This is a genomic window from Azospirillum terrae (genome assembly GCF_053470425.1).
Genome location: NZ_JBPXMR010000002.1, coordinates 154,998 through 175,868, shown reverse-complemented (window position 1 = coordinate 175,868; position 20,871 = coordinate 154,998). Strand labels below are relative to the sequence as shown.

At 67.1% G+C, this 20,871-nt stretch carries 17 protein-coding genes; 12 read left to right on the top strand and 5 right to left on the bottom strand.

Annotated features, from left to right (window positions below):
* Nucleotides 1-56 precede the first annotated feature (56 nt).
* Nucleotides 57-440, top strand: coding sequence for a nucleotidyltransferase family protein (locus ACSVDD_RS07320; protein WP_448188670.1), 384 nt, complete (start codon nucleotides 57-59; stop codon nucleotides 438-440).
* Between the two features lie 6 nt (nucleotides 441-446).
* Nucleotides 447-833 (top strand): HEPN domain-containing protein, encoded by a 387-nt coding sequence (locus ACSVDD_RS07315; RefSeq protein ID WP_448188669.1) that lies wholly within the window; start codon nucleotides 447-449, stop codon nucleotides 831-833.
* On the opposite strand, the gene pyrC is transcribed toward ACSVDD_RS07315, so the two are convergent.
* Complete coding sequence (gene pyrC, locus ACSVDD_RS07310; protein ID WP_448188668.1) at nucleotides 830-1,885, bottom strand: dihydroorotase; 1,056 nt, start codon at nucleotides 1,883-1,885, stop codon at nucleotides 830-832. The genes ACSVDD_RS07315 and pyrC overlap by 4 nt on opposite strands.
* Nucleotides 1,886-2,055: 170 nt before the next feature.
* Here pyrC and hisS point away from each other — a divergent pair, with 170 nt between their 5' ends.
* Entirely contained in the window at nucleotides 2,056-3,414 is a 1,359-nt protein-coding gene (gene hisS / locus ACSVDD_RS07305) for a histidine--tRNA ligase (RefSeq protein ID WP_448188667.1), read from the top strand.
* Nucleotides 3,415-3,736: 322 nt separating this feature from the next.
* On the opposite strand, the gene ACSVDD_RS07300 is transcribed toward hisS, so the two are convergent.
* Nucleotides 3,737-4,969, bottom strand: coding sequence for a hypothetical protein (locus ACSVDD_RS07300; RefSeq protein ID WP_448188666.1), 1,233 nt, complete (start codon nucleotides 4,967-4,969; stop codon nucleotides 3,737-3,739).
* A gap of 329 nt (nucleotides 4,970-5,298) precedes the next feature.
* Here ACSVDD_RS07300 and ACSVDD_RS07295 point away from each other — a divergent pair, with 329 nt between their 5' ends.
* From ACSVDD_RS07295 to ACSVDD_RS07285, 3 genes are all read left to right on the top strand, one after another.
* On the top strand, nucleotides 5,299-5,505 hold the full coding sequence (locus ACSVDD_RS07295; protein WP_448188665.1) for a hypothetical protein: 207 nt from the start codon (nucleotides 5,299-5,301) through the stop codon (nucleotides 5,503-5,505).
* A gap of 240 nt (nucleotides 5,506-5,745) precedes the next feature.
* Nucleotides 5,746-8,787: a transglycosylase domain-containing protein gene (locus ACSVDD_RS07290; RefSeq protein ID WP_448188664.1), complete on the top strand. Its 3,042-nt coding sequence runs from the start codon at nucleotides 5,746-5,748 to the stop codon at nucleotides 8,785-8,787.
* Nucleotides 8,788-9,197: 410 nt separating this feature from the next.
* The gene (locus ACSVDD_RS07285) at nucleotides 9,198-9,344 is read left to right on the top strand and encodes a hypothetical protein (protein WP_448188663.1); all 147 of its coding nucleotides are present in this window, start codon (nucleotides 9,198-9,200) and stop codon (nucleotides 9,342-9,344) included.
* Nucleotides 9,345-9,488: 144 nt separating this feature from the next.
* On the opposite strand, the gene ACSVDD_RS07280 is transcribed toward ACSVDD_RS07285, so the two are convergent.
* Nucleotides 9,489-9,725, bottom strand: a complete 237-nt coding sequence (locus ACSVDD_RS07280) for a hypothetical protein (RefSeq protein WP_448188662.1) — start codon at nucleotides 9,723-9,725, stop codon at nucleotides 9,489-9,491.
* Between the two features lie 254 nt (nucleotides 9,726-9,979).
* On the opposite strand from ACSVDD_RS07280, the gene ACSVDD_RS07275 reads away from it, so the two are divergent.
* The gene (locus ACSVDD_RS07275; protein WP_448188661.1) at nucleotides 9,980-10,387 is read left to right on the top strand and encodes a hemerythrin domain-containing protein; all 408 of its coding nucleotides are present in this window, start codon (nucleotides 9,980-9,982) and stop codon (nucleotides 10,385-10,387) included.
* A 10-nt stretch (nucleotides 10,388-10,397) separates the two neighbouring features.
* Here the strand turns inward: ACSVDD_RS07275 and asnB are convergent, their stop codons facing one another.
* Nucleotides 10,398-12,230, bottom strand: a complete 1,833-nt coding sequence (asnB, locus tag ACSVDD_RS07270) for an asparagine synthase (glutamine-hydrolyzing) (RefSeq protein WP_448188660.1) — start codon at nucleotides 12,228-12,230, stop codon at nucleotides 10,398-10,400.
* A 66-nt stretch (nucleotides 12,231-12,296) separates the two neighbouring features.
* Nucleotides 12,297-14,576, bottom strand: a complete 2,280-nt coding sequence (locus ACSVDD_RS07265) for a GumC family protein (protein ID WP_448188659.1) — start codon at nucleotides 14,574-14,576, stop codon at nucleotides 12,297-12,299.
* 482 nt (nucleotides 14,577-15,058) lie between these two features.
* Between ACSVDD_RS07265 and ACSVDD_RS07260 the strand changes: the two genes are divergently transcribed.
* From ACSVDD_RS07260 to ACSVDD_RS07240, 5 genes are all read left to right on the top strand, one after another.
* Nucleotides 15,059-15,778, top strand: coding sequence for a nucleotidyltransferase family protein (locus tag ACSVDD_RS07260; protein ID WP_448188658.1), 720 nt, complete (start codon nucleotides 15,059-15,061; stop codon nucleotides 15,776-15,778).
* Between the two features lie 85 nt (nucleotides 15,779-15,863).
* Nucleotides 15,864-16,997: a DegT/DnrJ/EryC1/StrS family aminotransferase gene (locus ACSVDD_RS07255; protein ID WP_448188657.1), complete on the top strand. Its 1,134-nt coding sequence runs from the start codon at nucleotides 15,864-15,866 to the stop codon at nucleotides 16,995-16,997.
* Nucleotides 16,994-17,728, top strand: a complete 735-nt coding sequence (locus tag ACSVDD_RS07250) for a sugar transferase (protein WP_448188656.1) — start codon at nucleotides 16,994-16,996, stop codon at nucleotides 17,726-17,728. The genes ACSVDD_RS07255 and ACSVDD_RS07250 overlap by 4 nt, the downstream gene beginning before the upstream one ends.
* A 98-nt stretch (nucleotides 17,729-17,826) precedes the next feature.
* Entirely contained in the window at nucleotides 17,827-19,248 is a 1,422-nt protein-coding gene (locus tag ACSVDD_RS07245) for a nucleotide sugar dehydrogenase (protein ID WP_448188655.1), read from the top strand.
* Nucleotides 19,245-20,855: a Gfo/Idh/MocA family oxidoreductase gene (locus tag ACSVDD_RS07240; protein ID WP_448188654.1), complete on the top strand. Its 1,611-nt coding sequence runs from the start codon at nucleotides 19,245-19,247 to the stop codon at nucleotides 20,853-20,855. The genes ACSVDD_RS07245 and ACSVDD_RS07240 overlap by 4 nt, the downstream gene beginning before the upstream one ends.
* Nucleotides 20,856-20,871 lie beyond the last annotated feature (16 nt).

The following is a 20,871-nucleotide window of genomic DNA, read 5'->3' as shown; positions in this document are numbered from 1 at the left end:
TGCCGCAACCACGGGAGAGGCGTATCTGTCAGGCAGTCCTTGGGGCGGAGAACGACATGCGCCACGCGGCTTTACCGGCGGATGCCGGCACCCTCGGCCAGCACAATTACGGGCGGTTCGGCAACGAGGCCGCGACGCTCGCTGCTCTGCGCGACCGGCTGGCCGTCCGCCTCGACCCGCTGGAGATTCGTTTGTTCGGCTCGCGAGCCCGTGGAAAAAGCCGGCCCGACAGCGACTTCGACCTGCTGGTCGTCTTCGATGACGCGGTCGGCGACGGAGCACTCGATTACGACCGGGCTTATGCCCCCCTGCTTGGGCTCGGCATCGGCTGCGACGTCGTCCCCTGCCTGAAAAGCGACTTCGATGCCGAGCGAGACCTTCCCGGCACATTGCCATACGAGGCGGCCCGTGGCCGGGTCGTCTACCGGCGCGGGCGGTAGACACGCATGGAGCGCCGCGTCGAAGCGTTCCTGATCCTCGCCGAGGAAGAGGCGGGCGCCGCCGAGCGGCTCATCGACGCCTTCCCGCGTCAGGCCGCCTATCAACTTCAGCAAGCCGCGGAGAAAGTGGCCCGCGCCGTCCTGGCGCATGCAGGCATTCCGTTCGGCACCAGCCACAACCTCGGGCAGATGGCGGCGGCGCTCCCGGCCGACCATGAGTGGCGCCCGTTGCTCATGCAGCTCGACCGCATGTCGCCGGCCGCAACCCGATACCGCTACCCGGCTCCGGGCGGGCGCCTCGCCCCGCCGCCGGCCGAGGACACCCTGAACGGCGACCTCGCCGAGATCCGTGGCCTTATCGCCCGCACCCGAGCCTGGATCGAGCCCCCCTAAACCACCCCCTCGAACCGCCAGCCCAGAGTCTCGCCGCTCTTGAAGGGCAGGACGCCATCTCCGTCGGGGAGCAGGATGATGTCGGGAACCGGGCCGGATGTCCGCTCCAGCACCACCTTCTCCTCCGCCACGGGCAGGCCGTAGAAACGCGGGCCGTTCAAGCTGGCGAAGGCCTCCAGCTTATCAAGCGCCCCCGCCGCGTCGAAGGCCAGGGCGTACAGCTCCAGCGCGTTGGCCGCGGTGAAGCAGCCGGCGCAGCCGCACGCCGCCTCCTTGGCGTTGATCGTGTGCGGCGCGGTGTCGGTGCCCAGGAAGAACGGACCCTCGCCGGAGATGGCGGCCTCGACCAGGGCACGGCGGTGCTTCTCGCGCTTGGCAATGGGCAGGCAGTAGAGGTGCGGGCGGATGCCGCCCTGGAACAGGTCGCTGCGATTGATCAGCAGATGGTGCGCGGTGATCGTCGCCCCCAGCCGGCCCGAACCGGCGTGCGAGCGCACGAAGCGCACCGCCTCCTCGGTCGTCACATGCTCCAGCACGACGCGCAACGTCGGATAACGCTCCAGCAGCGGGGCCAGCACGGTGTCGATGAACACCGCCTCGCGGTCGAAGACGTCCACCGCCGGGTCGGTCACCTCGCCGTGGATCAGCAACGGCAGGCCGATGTCCGCCATGCGCTCCAGCACACCCTCGACGCGCTTGAGGTCAGTGACGCCGTGCGCACTGTTGGTGGTGGCGTTGGCGGGGTAGAGCTTGACCGCCGTGAACACCCCCTCCGCGGCCCCCTGCGCCAGGTCGTCGGCGTCGGTGGTGTCGGTCAGGTAGGCGGTCATCAGCGGGGTGAAATCAGCCCCTACCGGCAGCGCGGCCAGAATGCGCTCGCGGTAGGCGCGGGCGTCGGCGGCGGTGACCACCGGCGGCCGGAGGTTCGGCATGACGATGGCGCGACCGAACTGGCGCGCGGTGAACGGCAGCACCGCCTTCAGCATGGCGCCGTCGCGCAGATGCACGTGCCAGTCGTCGGGGCGGCGCAGGATCAGGCGGTCGTTGGGCATGGCGGCAAGGCTCCGGATGCGCGGTGAACCCGCGTGTTGTAGACGCTCGCCCCCTCACGCTTCAATCTCGTCGATGGCCGCTCCGCACGGGGGGCGTGACGCCCGCCGGGAAAGCCGCTAAAAACGGCGACCTCCCGAGACCGGAAATTGACCCCCGAAAGTCCGATCACATGAGCCTGATCACCCCCCGCACTCCCCCCGGCGTGATGGAACTGCTGCCCCGCCAGCAGGTCGCCTTTCAGCGCATGCTGGACACCATCCGCCGCGGCTATGAGCGCTTCGGCTTCGTGCCGGTCGAAACCCCGGTGTTCGAAACGGTGGACACGCTGCTCACCAAGTCGGGCGGGGAGACCGAGAAGCAGGTCTATTTCGTGCAGTCCACCGGCGCCATTTCGCAGGGCCACAAGCCCGACATGGCGCTGCGCTTCGACCTGACGGTGCCGCTGGCCCGCTATGTCGCCGAGCACGAGCGCGACCTCGCCTTCCCGTTCCGCCGCTATCAGATCCAGCGCGTCTACCGCGGCGAGCGCGCCCAGCGCGGACGGTTCCGCGAGTTCTACCAGTGCGACATTGACGTCATCGGCAAGGACAGCCTGTCGCTGCACTACGACGCCGAGATGCCGGCGGTGATCTACCACGTGTTCCGCGAGCTGGACTTCGGCGGCTTCACCATCAACGTCAACAACCGCAAGATCCTGCTGGGCCTGCTGGACGGCCTGGGCCTGTCGGACGCGGAGGTCCGCGTGCTGGTGCTGCGCGAGATCGACAAGCTCGACAAGATCGGCCGCGACAAGGTGCGCGCCAACCTGACCGGCGAGACGCTGAACGTGCCGGCCGCGGTCGCCGACACGCTGCTCGGCCTGATCGCCGAGGAAAAGTCCAACGACGAGACCCTGGCGGCACTCCGCGCGCTGGGCATCGACAACGAGACCTTCGCCAAGGGCGTCGATGAGCTGACCACCGTCATCGAGGGCCTGAAGGCGTTCCAGGTGCCGGACGGCTTCGTGCGCATCAACCTCGCCATCGCCCGAGGCCTGGACTACTACACCGGCACCGTCTACGAGACCTTCCTGAACGATCACAAGGGCATCGGCTCGGTCTGCTCGGGCGGGCGCTACGACAATCTGGCGAGCCACTACACCAAGTCGAAGCTGCCTGGCGTCGGCATCTCCATCGGCGCCACGCGGCTGTTCTACCAGTTGATGGAAGCCGGCCTGTTCCCCGAGGGCGGCGCCACGGCCGAGGTGCTGGTGACGCAGATGGACGCGGCGCTGGCCCCCGACTATTTCCGCATGGCCGCCGACCTGCGCGCCGGGGGGCTGAACACCGAAATCCAGCTGGAAGGCGGCAAGATCGCCAAGCAGATGAAGTACGCCGACAAGGCCGGCATCCCGGTGGTGGTCCTCATGGGCTCCGACGAGAAGGCCCGCGGCACCGCCACGGTGAAGCACCTCGTCAAGGGCGAACAGATCGAGGTGCCGCTGGCCGAGTTGGCCGACCGGGTGAAGGCGCTGCTCGGGCACGGATGAAACGGAATGTAACACTATGAAACGCTCTTTGGCTGAGCGTTGCATTCGCCGACACCCCCTCCCCCGCCCCCGGCGGGGGAGGATGGGTGGGGGCAAGGTCTCATCAAAGCTCCCAGCACCATTGTGCACCGTTGTGCACACCCCGCCGGCTGCACAATGGCCGAAAACAGTGATTTTCCGAGACGCGTCAACGACTTGGCGGGATTGTTCAGCGTACGAACGTGGTGCACTCCCGCCCTGTGCCAACCCGCGGACTCCTTGCGCTCGCGTCTCAGGACTTTGATCCTAGCAGGCATGCCGAACATCGGCAACGGTCAAGGCGTCACCCCCGGGAGCCCCGGCCACGCCGTATGGGCAACGGCGTCCACGGATCGGGGGGCGGGAAGCGCAGCACCTTGGCGAGCCCGCAGTCCGACAAGCGCACCTCCCGGGCATGCTCGACGAGGACGCCCGGCTTGAGATACAGCCCCAGATCGGCGTCGACGGCGTTCTTCGGTTCCATGCAGCCGTGTGGCGCGTAGCGCACCATGAGGATGTCCGGGTTGACCGCCATCAGCAGCAGTTGGCTTGCCACCAGGGCGGAGCGAAGCACAGCCGGCACGTCGAGAAGCGCCAAGAGGGCCGCCACCGCCAAAAGCGAAGGGATTTGGTAGCCCACTTCCGCCGGCAGATAGAGGAACATGGCCGTGCTGTAGGCCAGCGTCGCCAGAGCGCCCGACACCGCGATGCGCCGCGGCGCCGGCAGCATCCGCCATTCCCCGCCGCGCCAAAGCCGCCAGAGCCGCGGGCCGAGCGCCCACGCCACCAGCGCCGCGCCCACCATCCCGTACATGCCGACACTTTTGAACGCAAAGCGCACGAGTTGAGCCGTGAGATAGTTGTTGGCCGGCTCGGTGTGCGTCAGGAAGCCGAGCGTCGCTCGCGCCCAGATGAAGGCCGGCAGATAGAACAGGCCGGACACCAGACAGAACCCCACGAGGCATTCCAGGTTCCGCCGACGCTCCTCGGGCGGGGCGGCCGCCAGGGCGAAGGCCAGCGCGCCGAAGCCCAGCGGGCCGTAGACGATGCGGCTTGCCGTTCCAGCGGCCAGCATCAGCATCGCCGCCACCAGCCAGCCGCGCACCAGCAACCAGACACCCAGGACGAAGAAGAACGCACCGTAGATGTAGTCCATCGACGTGGTCGCGGCGATGATCCAGTGCGGGTTCGCCATCACGAACAGCGCCGCGGGCAGCGCCGCCGCCCCCGCGATCCGCCGCAGCGCATCGTGAAACATCAAGACCGCGGCAAGGGACAACGCCATCGACAGCGCGTTGGACGCGACCGACCCGCCCCACGCCGCCAGCGCGCCGATGGCGAACTCCGGGATGATGTAACCCTGCCCGCGAGATGGCACGTAGCGGCCGAGTTCAATCGTGCTCTGCCAAGCTTCCAAGACCCGGTAGGTATCATAGTTGGCGCCGTAGCCGAGGGTCGTCAGATAGGCGTACAGCGGCACCAGACACACGGCGACGGCCAGAAACGGCGCCCGTTGGAAAAGACGCTCGGCAGTCATGAAAGGGAGACGCAACGGTTGACGACGGAGCCGAAGGTACCCGAAAGCGACATGAAGAGAACAGCCGTTTCGATCTTTGCGCCCCAAGGCGATCGCTTGAACGCTCGGGGTGAGAATTGCCGCCGGGGCCTGCCGCCGCCGGTCACACGCCAGCTCGTTGCCCAACCGGCGCAGCAATCCACACCGATCGCGCCCCGCCGCTACTGCCGCGGCGCGGCGCACCTTTGTCCATAGGCCACTTAGGGTGATTGCCTTCAAGGGCAAAAAGTTGCACATTACGTAAAGTTAGAGGCTAAATAATCGCGCCACTGAACGGCGCGGGAGGGCCCATGGTCGATCATGCAGCGCTGCGGAGCGCCATCGACGCCCTGGAGGAATGCTCCGGGATGGCCGCCACGTCACGGGCCGACATGCCGATGCTGCTCGGCCGGCTGTACTCCACTTATGCCCAGAGCCTGCTGGAAAAGCATGGCGTGTCCGTGGACCTGATGGGGCTGTGCGGCGATAATTGGGACAGCCCGCGCGGACGCATCTAGCGCCGCCGCCCAATCACCACCCGAGTCACCGGCGGAAAGACCCCACCACTTTAACGCGATTTCGTGACATCGCTGCCACGCCACCCAACAATTTATGAGTAAAGCTTTTTCGCGGATATTTTTGGGCCGGAAGGGGACGTGGACTACACCGCTTGTTAACCATCGGAAACTTATTTTCCAGCCATATCGCCCAAGGGTTTGGGTGGTATTTTAACCAAATCGCGGTGTGGCTGGTCCCCGATGACACGGTCTTTCTGGCGGCGAACGCTTCTCGGCATCTCCACGCTGGCCTTGGTGGGCGGGCTGGGGGTCGTCGGGATGGAAGAGGTACGCACTTCCCGGTTGCAGGCGCGTCTCCTGTCGTCCTACGCCAAGGACATGACTTTCACGCTGCGCGACGGGCCGAATCCGGCCGCCCGTTATCCGAACTTCGGCCCGTACAACGAGCGTCTCGGCTACACCGGCCTGCCCGGTTACCTGAAGGCGCTGACCGACGATATGTACGCGGTGGAGATGCAGGCGCACGCCTCGCCGGCGCTCGACCAGTTCATGGCGAAGGGCGGATTCCCGATCTATCATGAGAAGACGCGCGGCGGGCTGACGCTGCTCGACCGCAGCGGCGCCACGCTGTTCTCCGCCCGCTACCCTGAGCGCGTGTTCAACCGGTTCGAGGACGTGCCGCCGCTGGTCGCCGACACGCTGCTGTTCATCGAAAACCGCGAACTGCTGGACACCAGCGAGGCGCGGCGCAACCCGGCCGTGGAGTGGGAACGCTTCGGCGCCGCGGTGCTGGCGCTGCCGATCCAGTGGATCAAGCCCGGCACGCGCTCGCCCGGCGGCTCGACGCTGGCGACGCAGATCGAGAAGTACCGGCACTCGCCCGATGGGCAGACCAGCGGCGCTTCGGAGAAGCTGCGGCAGATGGCCTCGGCGTCGGTGCGCGCCTATCTCGACGGCGAGGACACCACGGGGGCGCGGCGGCGCATCCTGGTGGACTATCTGAACTCGACGCCGCTGACCGGGCGGCCGGGGTTCGGCGAGGTGAACGGGCTGGGCGACGGGCTGTGGGCCTGGTACGGCACCGATCTGGCGCTGGCCGTCAAGGTGCTGTCGGAGCCGGCGCCCGACGCCCGCACGCTGAAACTGAAGGCGCTGGCCTACAAGCAGGTGCTGAGCCTGATGCTGGCGCAGCGCCGACCGTCGCATTACCTGATCGCCGACCGCAACGCGCTGGAGCGGCTGGCCGACAGCTATCTGCGCATCATGGCGCAGGGCGGCGTCATCGACCCGGCCTTGCGCGACGCGGCGCTGGCCACCACGCTGAAGTTCCGCGACGAGCCGCCGGCGGCGCAGTCCGCCTCCTTCATCGAGCAGAAGGCGCCCAACGCCATTCGGACGCGGCTGCTGTCCATGCTGGGCGTGCCGAGCCTCTATCAGCTCGATCGCACCGACGTGACGGTGGAGACGACGCTGGACAGCCCCACCCAGCAGCGCGTGGTCGAGACGCTGGCGAAGCTGAACGACCCGGTGTTCGCGCAGCAGTTCGGGCTGACCGGCGACCGCCTGTTGGAAGTCAACAAGGGCTACGACCTGTCGAAGATCATCTATTCGATCACGCTGTACGAGCGCGGACAGGACGCCAACTATCTGCGCATCCAGGCCGACAACTTCGACCAGCCCATGGACATCAACGAGGGGGCGAAGCTCGACCTCGGGTCCACCGCGAAGCTGCGCACGCTGACCACCTATCTGGAAATCGTCGCCGAACTGCACACCCGCTATGGCCACCTGCCGCGCGAGTTCCTGGTCGACGTGCTGGAGGAGGCGCCGGACAATCTGACGCGCTGGGCCGCGGAATGGCTGATCGGCGCCAAGGATCGCGGGCTGCCGGCCATGCTCGACGCCGCCATGGAGCGCCGCTATTCGGCCAATCCGGGCGAGGCGTTCTTCACCGGCGGCGGGCTGCACACCTTCGTGAACTTCAACAACAAGGACAACGGCAGCATCCTGACGCTGACCGAGGCGCTGCGCAACTCGGTCAACTTGCCGTTCATCCGGCTCATGCGCGACGTGGCGCAGTTCTATACGGCCGAGGGCGGCGACGACTCCTCGGATATCCTGCAGAACGCCGACCATCCGGCGCGGCAGGCCTATCTGGCGCGCTTCGCCGACAAGGAGGGAAGCGAGTTCCTCAACCGCTTCTACAACGATTACCGCAAGCGTTCGCCGGACGAGGCGCTGACCCTGCTGGCCAGCCGCACGCGGCCGGCGCCGCACCGGCTGGCGGTGGTGTTCCGCTACGTGCGGCCGGAAGCCGGGGTGGACGCCTTCGCCCGCTTCATGCGCGCGCGATTGCCCGACGCCAAGCTGGACGACGACGACATAGCCAAGCTGTATTCCAAGTACGGGCCGGACAAGTTCCCGCTGAACGACCTTGCCTATCTGGCGCGCGTCCATCCGCTGGAGCTGTGGCTGGTGGCGTATTTGCAGAAGAACCCCAACGTGAAGCGCCACGAGGTCCTGGACGCCTCCGCCGACAAGCGGCAGGAGAGCTACAAATGGCTGTTCAAGAAGGGCCAGCAGGCGCAGAACACCCGCATCCGCATCGGCCTGGAGGAAGAGGCGTTCCTGCGCATCGGCGAGTCCTGGAAGCGGCTGGGCTATCCGTTCGACCTGATCCCGTCCTTCGCCACCGCCATCGGCAGCTCGGCCGACCGACCGGCGGCGCTGGCCGAGTTGATGGGCATCATCCTCAACGACGGCGTCCGCCAACCGACCGTGCGCGTCAACAAGCTGCACTTTGCCGCCGGCACGCCGTACGAGGCGGTGGTCGGGCTCGGCCCCATGGCCGGCAAGCGGGTGCTGAAGCCAGAAATCGCCGCGACGCTGCGCAAGGCGCTGATGGAGGTGGCGCAGAACGGCACCGCCAAGCGCGTCTGGGGCTCGTTCAAGGACAGCGCGGGCCAGATCATCCCCATCGGCGGCAAGACCGGCACCGGCGATCACCGGCTGGACCGCTACGGCCCCGGCGGCCACCTGATCGAATCCCGCGCGGTGAACCGCACGGCGACCTTCGTCTTCTACATCGGCGACCGCTTCTTCGGCACCATGACGGCTTTCGTGCACGGGCCGGAGGCGGACCACTACCGGTTCACCTCGGCGTTGCCGGCGCAACTGCTCAAGAGCCTCGCCCCGGCGCTCCAGCCGCTGATCGTTCCGGGCAACACGCACACCGCCGACAGCGCCGATCAGGCGAAGCCCAAGCCCGAAGCGAAACTGTAATCGACACCGGCACCGGGTGCCCCAGGCACCCGAGTCGCCCCAAGCGCAGCAAGGGCTCCAGCCCCGCCGGACGGCGCGGCGCCGCGATGGCGCGCACACCTTTTGATGGATAGAACTTTTGGCTTAAGCCCTCACAGCGGCGCGATGAGCCAACAGCATATTGCCGGGGTGGCAAAATAATAAAATATCAATATGGCCAGTCACCAAGGATGGATTTTGAAATAATGTTGTCCTGATATGAATTTCAAAGGCGCGCGCGCCGCAACATGAGATGATTGACTTGTCGCCGTGGCGGAGTATAACCGCTTTATCAACGCTTGCTCAGCGCTTGTTTGGACGGGAACTTTGCCGTGCACTATGAAATAAACTGCCTTGTCCAACCTGGACCTGATGGCAGCGAAGAAGTAACCTTGAAGTATTTGGTCGAAGCGACCCAGATGCTTGAGAAATTTCTGAACTCAAGCAACATTTCCGGCACCCTGGAACTGACCGACCTGCGGCGCGGCAAGATCGTGTACAAGGCGCACTGCTTGCCGGATGCGGGACAAACACCCTGACCGTTTGGTGTCTCGGCAAATTTAAGCCAAAGCCGCAACATTGCCGATATCCGAACCTTCGAATGATTGGGCTCGTCTCGGAACCCCTGCCCGGATGTCCGGCGATGCTCGGGGCGGACTTGGCCCGCCCCGACACAGAAAACGCTACTCGCAGAATACGTAGGGCGCGCCGGCCTCGGTCGTGCAGGTCAGCAGCATCTCCAGCTCGGACGCGATGATCGACAGCGGCAGGTCCGGCCGGAAGGCGCGGAACACCCCCATCGCCAGCGAAAACGCATCGTCATGATCCTCGTGCACGAGGCCGGTCTCGTAGGCGCGCACGACGGTGGCGGCCTCCTGTGCCGTCAGATCGTCCACACGGCACGGTGCATCGAGAGTCATGGTGGCTGCTCCTGTCCCAATCGGAAGATGGACAACCGTGCTGCGGCGTGGTTAACGGAAGCTTGCACCGCAGACAATGTCCTCCGCACATCACAACGCTTTGTCGAAAATTCAGAATGACTTCGCGGCGAATTTTCTGATGATTGCAAAGAAGACTTGCACTGCGACAACCCGCCTCAACTTGCCGGGCGTGCATTTCCTTCAATACCTGCTAGCATCAGACTCAAATTCGAGCGACGGAAGGGCGTCTGACCATGGGCGCGATCAGTCTTCGGACGTTGAGCGACGAATACCACCACATCCTCGACCACCTCGGGCTCTTGTACGAGGAGAGCATGGCCGGCCCGGTGAACGGCGCCACACTGGCCGAACTGCACCGGCTGGAGCAGGCGTTCGAGGAGCACTTCGCGCACGAGCGCGACCTGATGCTGGTGACCCGCTACCCGGATGCCCGCCGGCACGAGGAGACGCACGGGCTGATCCGCCGTTTCCTGGACAAGCTGGCGGTCACCGCCGAGCGCCATGACGACGGGCTGTTCCGGCAGGAGGTGCCGTTTCTGCTGCACCTCGTGCTCGACCACCGCACGCGCGAGGACGGGCGCCTCGACGACTTCGTGAACGGCCTGGAGGCCGAGCCGGAGCCGCTGGCTGCCCAGCGCTGAACCGGCCGCATCACGCCGTGACCCCGAACTGCTCCTCCCACAGCGCCATGCAGAACAGGCGCCATTGGCCGCCCAGGTCGAGGCGGCGGTAGCCCTCGCGCACGCGGTCGGCGTTGCAGAAATGGCGGACCAGCGATGAGCGATCCACCGTCTGAACCATCACCTCGGCGTGGCGGGAGAGCCAGAGCTGCTCGGGCGCGGTGAAGCCGAGCTTGGTGCGGCGCCACGCGATGGTGGCGGGAAGCACGTCGCGCATGGACTGCCGCACCACCCACTTGGACCAGCCGTCGCGCATCTTCAGATTCCAGCCCAACGAGATGCAGTGCTCGACCAGCCGGTGGTCGAGGAACGGCAGCCGCGTCTCGATGGAATGCGCCATGGCGTTCTTGTCCTCGAAACGCAGCAGCGGCGGCAGCCCGGTGGTCTCCACCTCCAGCATCTGCAAGCTGCGCAGATCCAGGCAGGCCCGCGCGTAGCGGCGCACCCATTCCGGCAACGGCGGGCGCGGGCTGAGGTGCCGCGCCCGGCCGAGCAGGTGCAGGTAGCGCAACGACGGCGACAGGTCGCGCATGGCCAGGGCGGCGAAGCGCAGGCTGGTCATGTCGGCGTTGTTCTGCATGACCTGACGCTGCCAGCGCACCGCCTCCAGCGTGCCGTGCTGGCGCCACACGGCGATGGCGTAGGCGTAGTAGTAGCGCTCGTAGCCCAGCAGCGTCTCGTCGGCGCCCTGCCCGTCCAGCAGCACGGTGACGCCATTCTCGCGCGCCGCCTGCATGACGAAGGACTGCATGCAGATCGAGGGCGAGGTGAACGGCTCCTCCTGCTGGCGCACGATGCGCGGCAGGGCGTCGCGGAAATCCTCGTAGACCGGGCGCGTCCTGATCCAGTTCAGCCTGCCCGCGCGAACCACCTGCCCGGCGTATTCCTCCTCGCTCTTGGCGGGGTCCTCGCTGATCGCGGTGATGGCGCTGAAAGGGGATGGGCTGTGGGCGGCGTGCTGGAGCGCCGCCACCAGCGACACGCTGGAGCTGTCGAGCCCGCCGCTGAGGCAGGTGCCGACCGGCACGTCGGAGCGCATGCGCAGGCGGATCGAGTCCTCGAAAATCTCGCGGAAGCGGTCCACCGCCTCCGGGCCGGTGCGGTCCTCGACCCCGGCGAGGCGTTCGGCCAAGCTGTAGTAGCGATGGGTGGTGCTGCGGTCGGTGTTGAGGTCGTAGATCAGGTAGTGCCCGGCGGCGAGGTTGCGCACGCCGCTGAAGAAGCTGTCGCCCTGCTGCAACGGAATGCCGGCCAGAAGATAGTCGGAGACCACCGCCGTGTTCGCCTTCACCGAACCGAGGAGCGGCAGCAGTTGCCGGATCTCCGATCCGAAGGCGAAGCAGTCGTCCGTCTCGATGTAGTGGAACGGCTTCTCGCCAAAGCGGTCGCGGGCGGCGAAGATGCGGTTGCGCTCGACGTCGAGCAGGGCGAAGGACCACATCCCGTTCAGGCGGGTCAGGCACTCCGGCCCCCACTCGGCGTAGGCGGCCAGCAGGACTTCGGTGTCCGAGTGCGAACGGAACCGGTGGCCGAGGGCCTCCAGCTCGGTGCGCACCTCGACGAAATTGTAAATCTCGCCGTTGTAGGTGACGATGAGGCGGCCATCGGCCGAGGGCATCGGCTGGTGACCGGCCGGCGACAAATCGAGGATGGCCAGCCGGCGATGGCCGAAGGCCACGCGGCCGTCGCGGTGAAAGCCCTCGCCGTCCGGGCCGCGGTGCTGGACGGCGTCCGTCATCTCCTTGATGCGGCGCTCGATGTCGAGCTTGGCGGTGCGCGCGACGATGCCTGCGATCCCACACATGCTGCACGACTCCGTTGATTTCGATGGCCCCTCCCCCCCGCGCGGGGAGAGGGGCTTAAAAGATACTCAGTGCGTGTAGTACTTGCGGAAGCCCGAAGAGAAGATCTCGGAGTCAGAGTAGCCGTAAAGGCTGTACTTCTTGCTATCCACTTGCGACAGGACGATGCCGTCCACCGGGACGTTGTCGTCCGACAGACGCTGAAGGGCGGTGACCAGCGTCGACACCTGCGTCGACTTCCAGCGCACCATCAGCAGCGTCCGGTCGGCCAGCCGCGCCAGGATGTGCGCGTCGCACACCGCGAGCACCGGCGGCGAGTCGATGATCACCGTGTCGTAGACGATCGCCAAGTGACCGATCAGCTCCTGCATGCGGACCGACCCCAGCACGTCGGCGGACGCCCCACGGCAGTGGCCGGCGGTGATCACGTCGGCGCCCGACGCCTCGTCGTGCTGCACGATGTCCTCCAGCGCCAGCCCCTCCTGGATGAACTCGGCCAGCCCCTGACCCCGGCGCAGGCCGAAGACGCGGTGCATGGTCGGCGCGCGCAGGTCGGCGTCGATGATGATGGTCCGCCGGCCGGCCAGCGCCAGCATGCGGGCCAGCGAGGACGCCGCACTGCTCTTGCCCTCGCCCGACACCGAGGAGGTGACCAGCACCACCTTCACCGGCGTCGGCCCGGCCGCCCCGGCGCGCAGCGCGATGGTGCGCAGATGCTCCAGGTACACGGAGTCGCCGCCCTCCACGACCAGTTGGGCCGGCGGCTGGCGCCGGCGCCGGTTGCGGATGACCGGCAGGGTGCCCAGCACGCGCAGCGGCGTCAGGCGGCGGAGCTGCGACGTGCTCTGGATGGTGTTGTCGGCGCGCTCCAGCAGCACCGCCAGCACGCCGCCGCCGCCGGCCGCCATGACGACGGCGGTTGCCATGATGGCGAGGATCGGCGGGTGGCTGGCGAAGCGCGGCACCACCGCCTGCGAGATCACCTGCGTGTCGGCGCCGTGGTGCCGCAGATAGTCGATCTGCGCGTTGGCGTTGTTGAGCCGCGAGGTGAGCTGCGGCATCAGCGTGCGCTTGGCCTCGACCTCGCGCTCCAGCACGCCGATGTCCACCTCCGACGCGTTGGCCTTGGCCATCTGCGCCTTGAGGATCTCGACCTGCTGGCGCAGACCGTCCTCGCCGGCCTTGGCGACGGCCAGAGCGTTGTGGCGGCCGTTCTGGATCTTCGCCATCTCCTCGGCGATCTTCGAGCGGATGTCGCGCAGCTCCGAGCGCGCCGCGATCATCTGCGGATGCTGTTCGTTGTAGCGGAGCTGAAGCTGCGCCAGGCGGCTGGACGCCATGGCCGACGCTTCCTGCAAGCGCTGGATCAGCGGCGAGCCGAGGACCTGCGCCGCCGACGCCGCGTCGCCGGAGTTGCGGACCGACTGCGCCTCGGCGAACTGCGCCTCGGCGCGCACGCGCTCGGCGGTGGCGGCCATCAGCTGCTTGCTCAGTTCGCCCATGCGGTCGTTCAGCGCCTTCATGCCGGAATCCGACTGGATGCCCAGCGCCAGACGCCGCTCGTCGACCTTGCGCTCGGCCGCCTGGATCTCCTGGTTCAGCGCGTTGATTTCCTGCGTCAGGTTGCCGGACAGCACCTCGGCGCCGGCCAGTTCCTGGTCGCGTTTGCGGATGATGAACTGCTCGGCGACCGTGTTGGCGATCAGCGCCGAGCGGTCGCGGTCCTCCGACAGGAAGCGGATGCCGATGACGCGCGATGCGTCGCTGGACGTGGTTTCCAGGCGGCGCAGGAAGCGGTTGATGATCTCGTCGCGCAGGCGTTCCTGCGACATGTCCTCGGTCCGCCAGCCGGTGTCGCCGCTCGCGGTCATCGAGGCCGGCAGCAGCGCCAGCACCGGCGCGGCCCAGTTGGCCAGCGTGGCGCGGACCTGATCGGCCAGCACCTGGGCGCGCGACGGCGGGCGCAGGACCGGATTGAACTCGGGCAGCTTGTCGAGTTGCAGACGGTCGACCACCGCTTCGGCCAGGGCGCGCGAGCGGACGATGGCGATGTAGTTCTTGCGCGCCGTCTCCTCGGACGGGAGCATCGTGCCCTGCTGGGTGGTCGCCCCGATCAGCGTCAGCTCACGCGGGTTGAACATGATGCCGGCTTCCGCTTCATAAAGCGGCGTCATCAGCCGGGTGATGAGCAGCGCCACGACCGTCGCCGCGACGACCAGCACCGCGATCAGCACCCGGCGGCGCTTCAGCGCCGCGACGGTGTCGATCTCGCCGCTGGGGACGTTTCCTTCCTTGATGTGCGGCACGGTCTCGCGAACACCGGCGGGCACCATCTCATATTGGTCCATACCCTAATCCCTTTCACCATTCATGAAAGGCGCAGCACCGGCTGGCGGGGAATGCGGCCGCGCACGCCGCGCATCGGCTTTTTTCTTTCTTATGCACACGGACCGCGTCAGCACGCCGCCCGAATGCCGCCTCCGGCGCCGATCCCGGAAGCCGGTCGTTCCCACCAGCGCGCCAAGCATAAGACGGCGAAAACCACCGGTAAATGTAACAAGAGGCTATCCCCGGACGCTCCCTTTGCCGAAAGCGGGGCGTAGCAGGCGGGCGCTAACGGGCAATATACCCCGATCTTTCAGCGCTTCCGAGTGGCGGAGATCACCAATTCCGATGCCGCGCGCCTTATGCTTACACCCAGGGAACGTGTTTACACTCTCGGGAAGCATAACATAACATGATCACCGAAGCCTCGTGGGGGTGCCGGCACGCCTGTGCCCCGCCAAAGGATGCCAACGGCCGCTGGCCGAGGCGCTAGAGGAGGAAAGGAATGAAAGGCGTTATTCAGTGCGGGGGCAAGGGCATGCGTCTGCGGCCCTACACCATGGTCTTGCCGAAGCCCCTGATGCCTGTCGGGTCGAAGCCCGTTCTGGAGCTCCTGCTGAAATGGCTGCGCCGCAACGGCGTTCAGGACGTCTACATCACCACCGGCTACCTCGGGCACCTGATCCGCACCGTTTGCGGCGACGGCCGCCAGTGGGGCGTGAACATCCATTACACCGAAGAAAACGAGCCGCTCGGCACCGTCGGCGCCCTGCGGCTGCTGCGCGAAGAGCTGGACGAGACCTTTCTGGTCATCAACGGCGACGTGCTGACCGACCTCAACCTCGGCGCCTTCGCGGACTTCCACCACCGCCAGCAGTCGAAGCTGACCATCGCCACGTCGCGGCGCGCCATCGAAACCGATTTCGGCATCATCGAGGAGTCCAACAACCGCGTCACCCGCTTCCAGGAAAAGCCCACGCTCACCCATCTGGTCAGCATGGGCGTGTACTGCATGGAGCCGGAGATCCTGTCCTACATCCCCGATGGCGTGCCGTTCGGCTTCGACAACCTGATGGCCTGCATGATGGCCGCGCGCGAGCCGGTCAGCATCTTCCAGCACGGCGGCCTGTGGCTGGACATCGGCCGTCCCGACGATTTTCAGAAGGTGCAGGAGATGGCCTGGGACGAACAGTGGCCGACCTTCGAGACCCGCGCCGTCGCCTGACGCCGGCCACCTGAAAGTTGCCCTCGGCGGTGCCGGCCGATGTGGGCCGGCACCGGTCCGGCCCAAGCCTTCATGGAGATAATGCATGCTGCTGGTAGCCGAGCCGACCCTTGGCGAGGAGGAAAAGGCCGCCCTCGCCGCCGTCATCGACGACGGCTGGATCACCATGGGCGACCGGGTCCGCGCCTTCGAGCAGGCCTTCGCCGACACCCAGGGCGTGCGCGACGCCGTCGCCGTGAGTTCCTGCACGGCAGGCCTGCACCTCGTGCTGGCCGCGCTGGGCGTCGGGCCGGGGGACGAGGTGCTGGTGCCGGCCGCCACCTTCGTGGCGACCGCCAACTGCGTGCTTCACGTGGGGGCGACACCGGTCTTCGTGGACATCGAAGGGGTGGAACTGCCGCTGATGGCGCTGTCCGACGCCGCGGCCAAACTCACCGGGCGCACCAGGGCGGTGATCCTGGTGGACTACGCCGGCTATCTGCCGGACCGCGACCGCTGGCGCGCCTTCGCCGAGGCCCATGGGCTGCTGCTGATCGAGGACGCCGCGCACGCGGCGGGGGTGGAGGGGGCCGGCATCATCGGTGACGCCGGCGTTTTCAGCTTCTACGGCAACAAGAACATGACCACCGCCGAGGGCGGCATGGTGATCGCCCGCGACGATGCGGTGCTCGACCGCGTGCGCAACCTGCGCGGCCACGGCATGACCACCGGCACGCAGCAGCGGCTGACCGGGCACGCCAACGGCTATGACGTGACGGCGCTCGGCTTCAACTACCGCATGGACGAGTTCCGCGCGGCGGTCGGGCTGGTCCAGCTCGCCAAGCTGCCGGGCTGGAACGCCAAGCGCCGGGCGTTGACCGAAGCTTACCGCCGGCTGCTGGAGCGGGACTGTGCGGACATCGTGATGCCGTTTGCCGAGCCGCGCGCGTCGGCGCACCACATCCTACCGGTCCTGCTGCCGGCGGGGGTGGACCGGCAGCGGCTTGCGGATGCCATGCGCGCCGATGGGGTGCAGACCAGCGTCCATTACGCGCCGGTCCACCACTTCACGCTCTACCGCGACCGCTTCCCCGGCGTGCATCTGCCGCTCACCGAGGAGTTCGCCCGGCGGGAGCTGACGCTGCCGCTGCATCCCAGGATGGAGGAACGCGACGTCGAGACGGTGACGCAGGCACTGGCCCGCGCGCTGGCCAGCCAGCGCCACGGGATTGCGGCATGACCAGCGAGTCCGATACCCGCGACCGGGCACCGGCCCGCGTCGCCGCCGTGGGGCGGGCCGATGCGGCGCTGCGGCGCGTCTTCGACGTGGTGGTGGCGCTGGCCGGGATCGTCTGCTTCCTGCCGATCCTGATCCCGGTCGTCCTCGCCATCCGGCTGGACTCGAAGGGGCCGATCTTCTACGCGCAGAACCGGCTGGGGCAGAACGGGCGGATCTTCCGCCTGTACAAGTTCCGCAAGTTCCATCACGGCTCCACCGGCAGTTCCAATGGCCGGGCGGTGACGCTGAGGAACGACGACCGCATGACCCGCGTCGGACGCTTTCTGGAGCGCACCAAGATCGACGAGGTGCCGCAGCTCTGGAACGTGCTGAAGGCCGACATGTCGATCATCGGCCCGCGGCCGGAGACGCTCGATTTCGCGGACTGCTTCGAGGGCGTCTACCGCGGCGTGCTCGACCACCGGCCGGGGATCTTCGGACCGAACCAGGTCTACTTCCGCAACGAAAGCGCCCTGTTCCCCGAAAAGACCGATCCGCACGACTTTTATCGGGCCGTTCTTTTCCCGGCGAAGGCGCGCATCGACCTGGGCTACTTCCCGCGCCGCAGCCTGATGCAGGATCTGGTGTGGCTGGTGCGCGGCGTGCTCGCCGTGTTCGGCCTGGGCCTGCCCGCCGAGGACACGTTGCGGCGCTTCAGGAATCTGGAGAACGGCGCGTCCATTACGGACTAGCCCGACGCACGCCGCTCCCGCCCCTTCTTTTCCATAAGAAGCGGCGCCCGCATAAGATAACAATCGCCAGGGCAAGGGGAAACCCAGTGCAGGGGGAAATGATGCATCAATTAGACAACGCGACGGCCGACGCTCTCGACGATTTGCTGTTCGGGCGGCGGGCTTCCGGTAAGGCGGCCGGTGCGCGGCCGGATGTGGAGCGCCTGCTCGCCCGCTTTCAGGACCGCGCGGCGACGGTGGCGGTGGTCGGGCTGGGGTATGTCGGGCTGCCGCTGTCGCTGGCCGCCTGCGAGGCCGGCTTCCGGGTCATCGGCTACGACATCGACACCCAGACGGTGGACCGCCTGAACGGCGGGCGCAGCCCGTTGCCGCACATCGGCGATGAGCGCATCGGCACCATGGTCAAGGCCGAGCGCTTCAGCGCGACCACCGACAGCGCCCGCTTCGCCGAGGCCGACGCCATCCTGATCTGCGTGCCGACGCCGCTGGGCGTCCACCACGAGCCCGACCTGTCCTTCGTCGAGGCGACGGCGCACACCATCGCCGAACATCTGCGGCCGGGCCAGATGGTGGTTCTGGAATCCACCACCTACCCCGGCACCACCACCGACGTGATGAAGCCGATCCTGGAAGCCGGCGGGCTGAAGTCCGGGGAGGACTTCTTCCTGGCCTATTCGCCCGAGCGCGAAGACCCCGGCAACGCCCAGTTCGAGACGGCGCGCATCCCCAAGGTGGTGTCCGGCGACGGGGCGGCGGCGCTGGCGCTGTGCAAGGCGCTGTACGACCAGTTCGTCCAGACCGTGCCGGTGTCCTCGCCGGAAACGGCGGAGGCGGTGAAGCTGACCGAGAACATCTTCCGCTCGGTCAACATCGCGCTCGTGAACGAATTGAAGATCGTCTACGACCGCATGGGCATCGACATCTGGGAAGTCATCGAGGCGGCGAAGTCGAAGCCGTTCGGCTACATGCCGTTCTACCCCGGACCGGGGCTCGGCGGGCACTGCATCCCCATCGATCCCTTCTATCTGACCTGGAAGGCCCGCGAGCTGGGCATCGCCACCCGCTTCATCGAGCTGGCGGGCGAGGTCAACAACGGCATGCCCAACTATGTGGTGAACCGCACCCGCGACGAGCTGGACCGCCGCTTCCGCAAGGGGCTGTCGGGGGCGCGCATCCTGGTGTGCGGCATCGCCTACAAGAAGAACGTCGCGGACATGCGCGAGAGCCCGGCGCTGACCATCATGGAGCTGTTCGACCGCGCCGGCGCCAAGGTCGATTACTACGACCCCTTCTTCGCGGTGATCCCGCCGACGCGCCAGCACGCCGCGCTCGCCGGCAAGGCCTGCGTGCCCTTCGAGGACTATGTGCTGGCCCGCTACGACGCGGCGGTGATCGTCACCGATCACGACGCCGTCGATTACGCCTCGCTCCTGCGCTTCTCCAAGCTGGTGATCGACACCCGCAACGTGGTCGGCGCCATGGGGCTTTCCGAACTTCCCAACATGGTGGCCAAGGCATGACGAACCCGAAGACGGAAACCGCCGTTCCGCGCGTCGCCGTGGTGGGATGCGGGTATTGGGGCATCAACCTCGTCCGCAACTTCCACATCATCGAGGCGCTGGCGGCGATCAGCGAGGCGGCCCCGGTGCGCGCCGCCGAACTGTCGGCTCAGTTCGGCGTGCCCAACCTGTCGTTCGAGGAGGTTCTGGCCTCCCCCGACATCGACGCGGTGGTGCTGGCGACGCCGGCCGAGACGCACGCCGCGCTGGCGATCCGCGCCATCGACGCCGGCAAGCACGTTTTCGTCGAGAAGCCGCTGGCGCTCGCCGAGGAGGACGCCGTCAGGGTGCGCAACGCGGCCGAGGCGCGCGGGCGCATTGTCATGGTCGGGCACCTCTTGCAATACCATCCCGCGTTCCTGCGGCTGAAGCAGCTGGTGGCGGAGGGGCGGCTGGGGCGGCTGCGCTACATCTATTCGAACCGGCTCAACCTCGGCAAATTCCGGCGCACCGAGAACGTGTTCTGGAGCTTCGCGCCGCACGACATCTCGATGATCCTGGCGCTGGCCGGCGACGCGCCGGAGAGCGTGCAGGCGGTCGGCCACAGTTACCTCTACAACGGCGTCGCCGACGTCACCACGACGCACCTGAAGTTCGGCAACGGCATCAACGGCCACATCCACGTCTCGTGGCTGCATCCTTATAAGGAGCAGAAGCTGGTCGTCGTCGGCGAGGCCGGCATGGCGGTGTTCGACGACGCCGAGGCGTGGAACCACAAGCTGGTGCTCTACCCGCACCGCGTCGCCTGGCGCGACGGCATCCCGGAGCCGAACAAGGCCGACGCCACGCCCATCGAGGTGCTGCCGGCCGAGCCGCTGCGCCTGGAGTGCCTGCATTTCCTGGATTGTATCCGCGACGGAATCCGGCCGCGCACCGACGTGAACGAGGGCATCGGCGTGCTGACCGTGCTGGAGGCGGCACAACGCTCGATGAAATCGGGCCAGCCGGCCGAGCTGAAGCGCCGCGAGGCCGTCGAACCGGAAAAGCCGCCCTACTTCGCCCATCCCACGGCGTGCATCGACGCCGGGGCGGTGATCGGCGCCGGGACCAAGGTCTGGTACTTCAGCCACATCCTGAAGAACACCGAGATCGGCCGCGACTGCAACATCGGCCAGAACGTCATGATCGGGCCGGACGTGACGGTGGGCGACCGCTGCAAGATCCAGAACAACGTCAGCCTCTACACCGGCGTCATCCTGGAAGACGGCGTGTTCTGCGGCCCGTCCTGCGTCTTCACCAACGTCAACAACCCGCGTGCCGAGATCGAGCGCAAGGACGAGTTCCGCCCGACCCACGTCGGCCGCGGCGCCTCCATCGGCGCCAACGCCACGGTGGTCTGTGGGCACAGCCTGGGGGCCTATTGCTTCATCGGGGCCGGCGCCGTGGTCACGCGGGACGTGCCGCCGCACGCGCTGATGGTCGGCAACCCGGCGCGCCAGATCGGCTGGGTCAGCCATGCCGGCGAGAAGCTGGGCGACGACCTCGTCTGCCCGCGCACCGGTACGCGCTATCGCCTCGACGGCCAGGGCCAGCTCGTCGAGATCGTCGAAGAAGCGAAAATCGCCTGAGAAGGGAAGACAACCG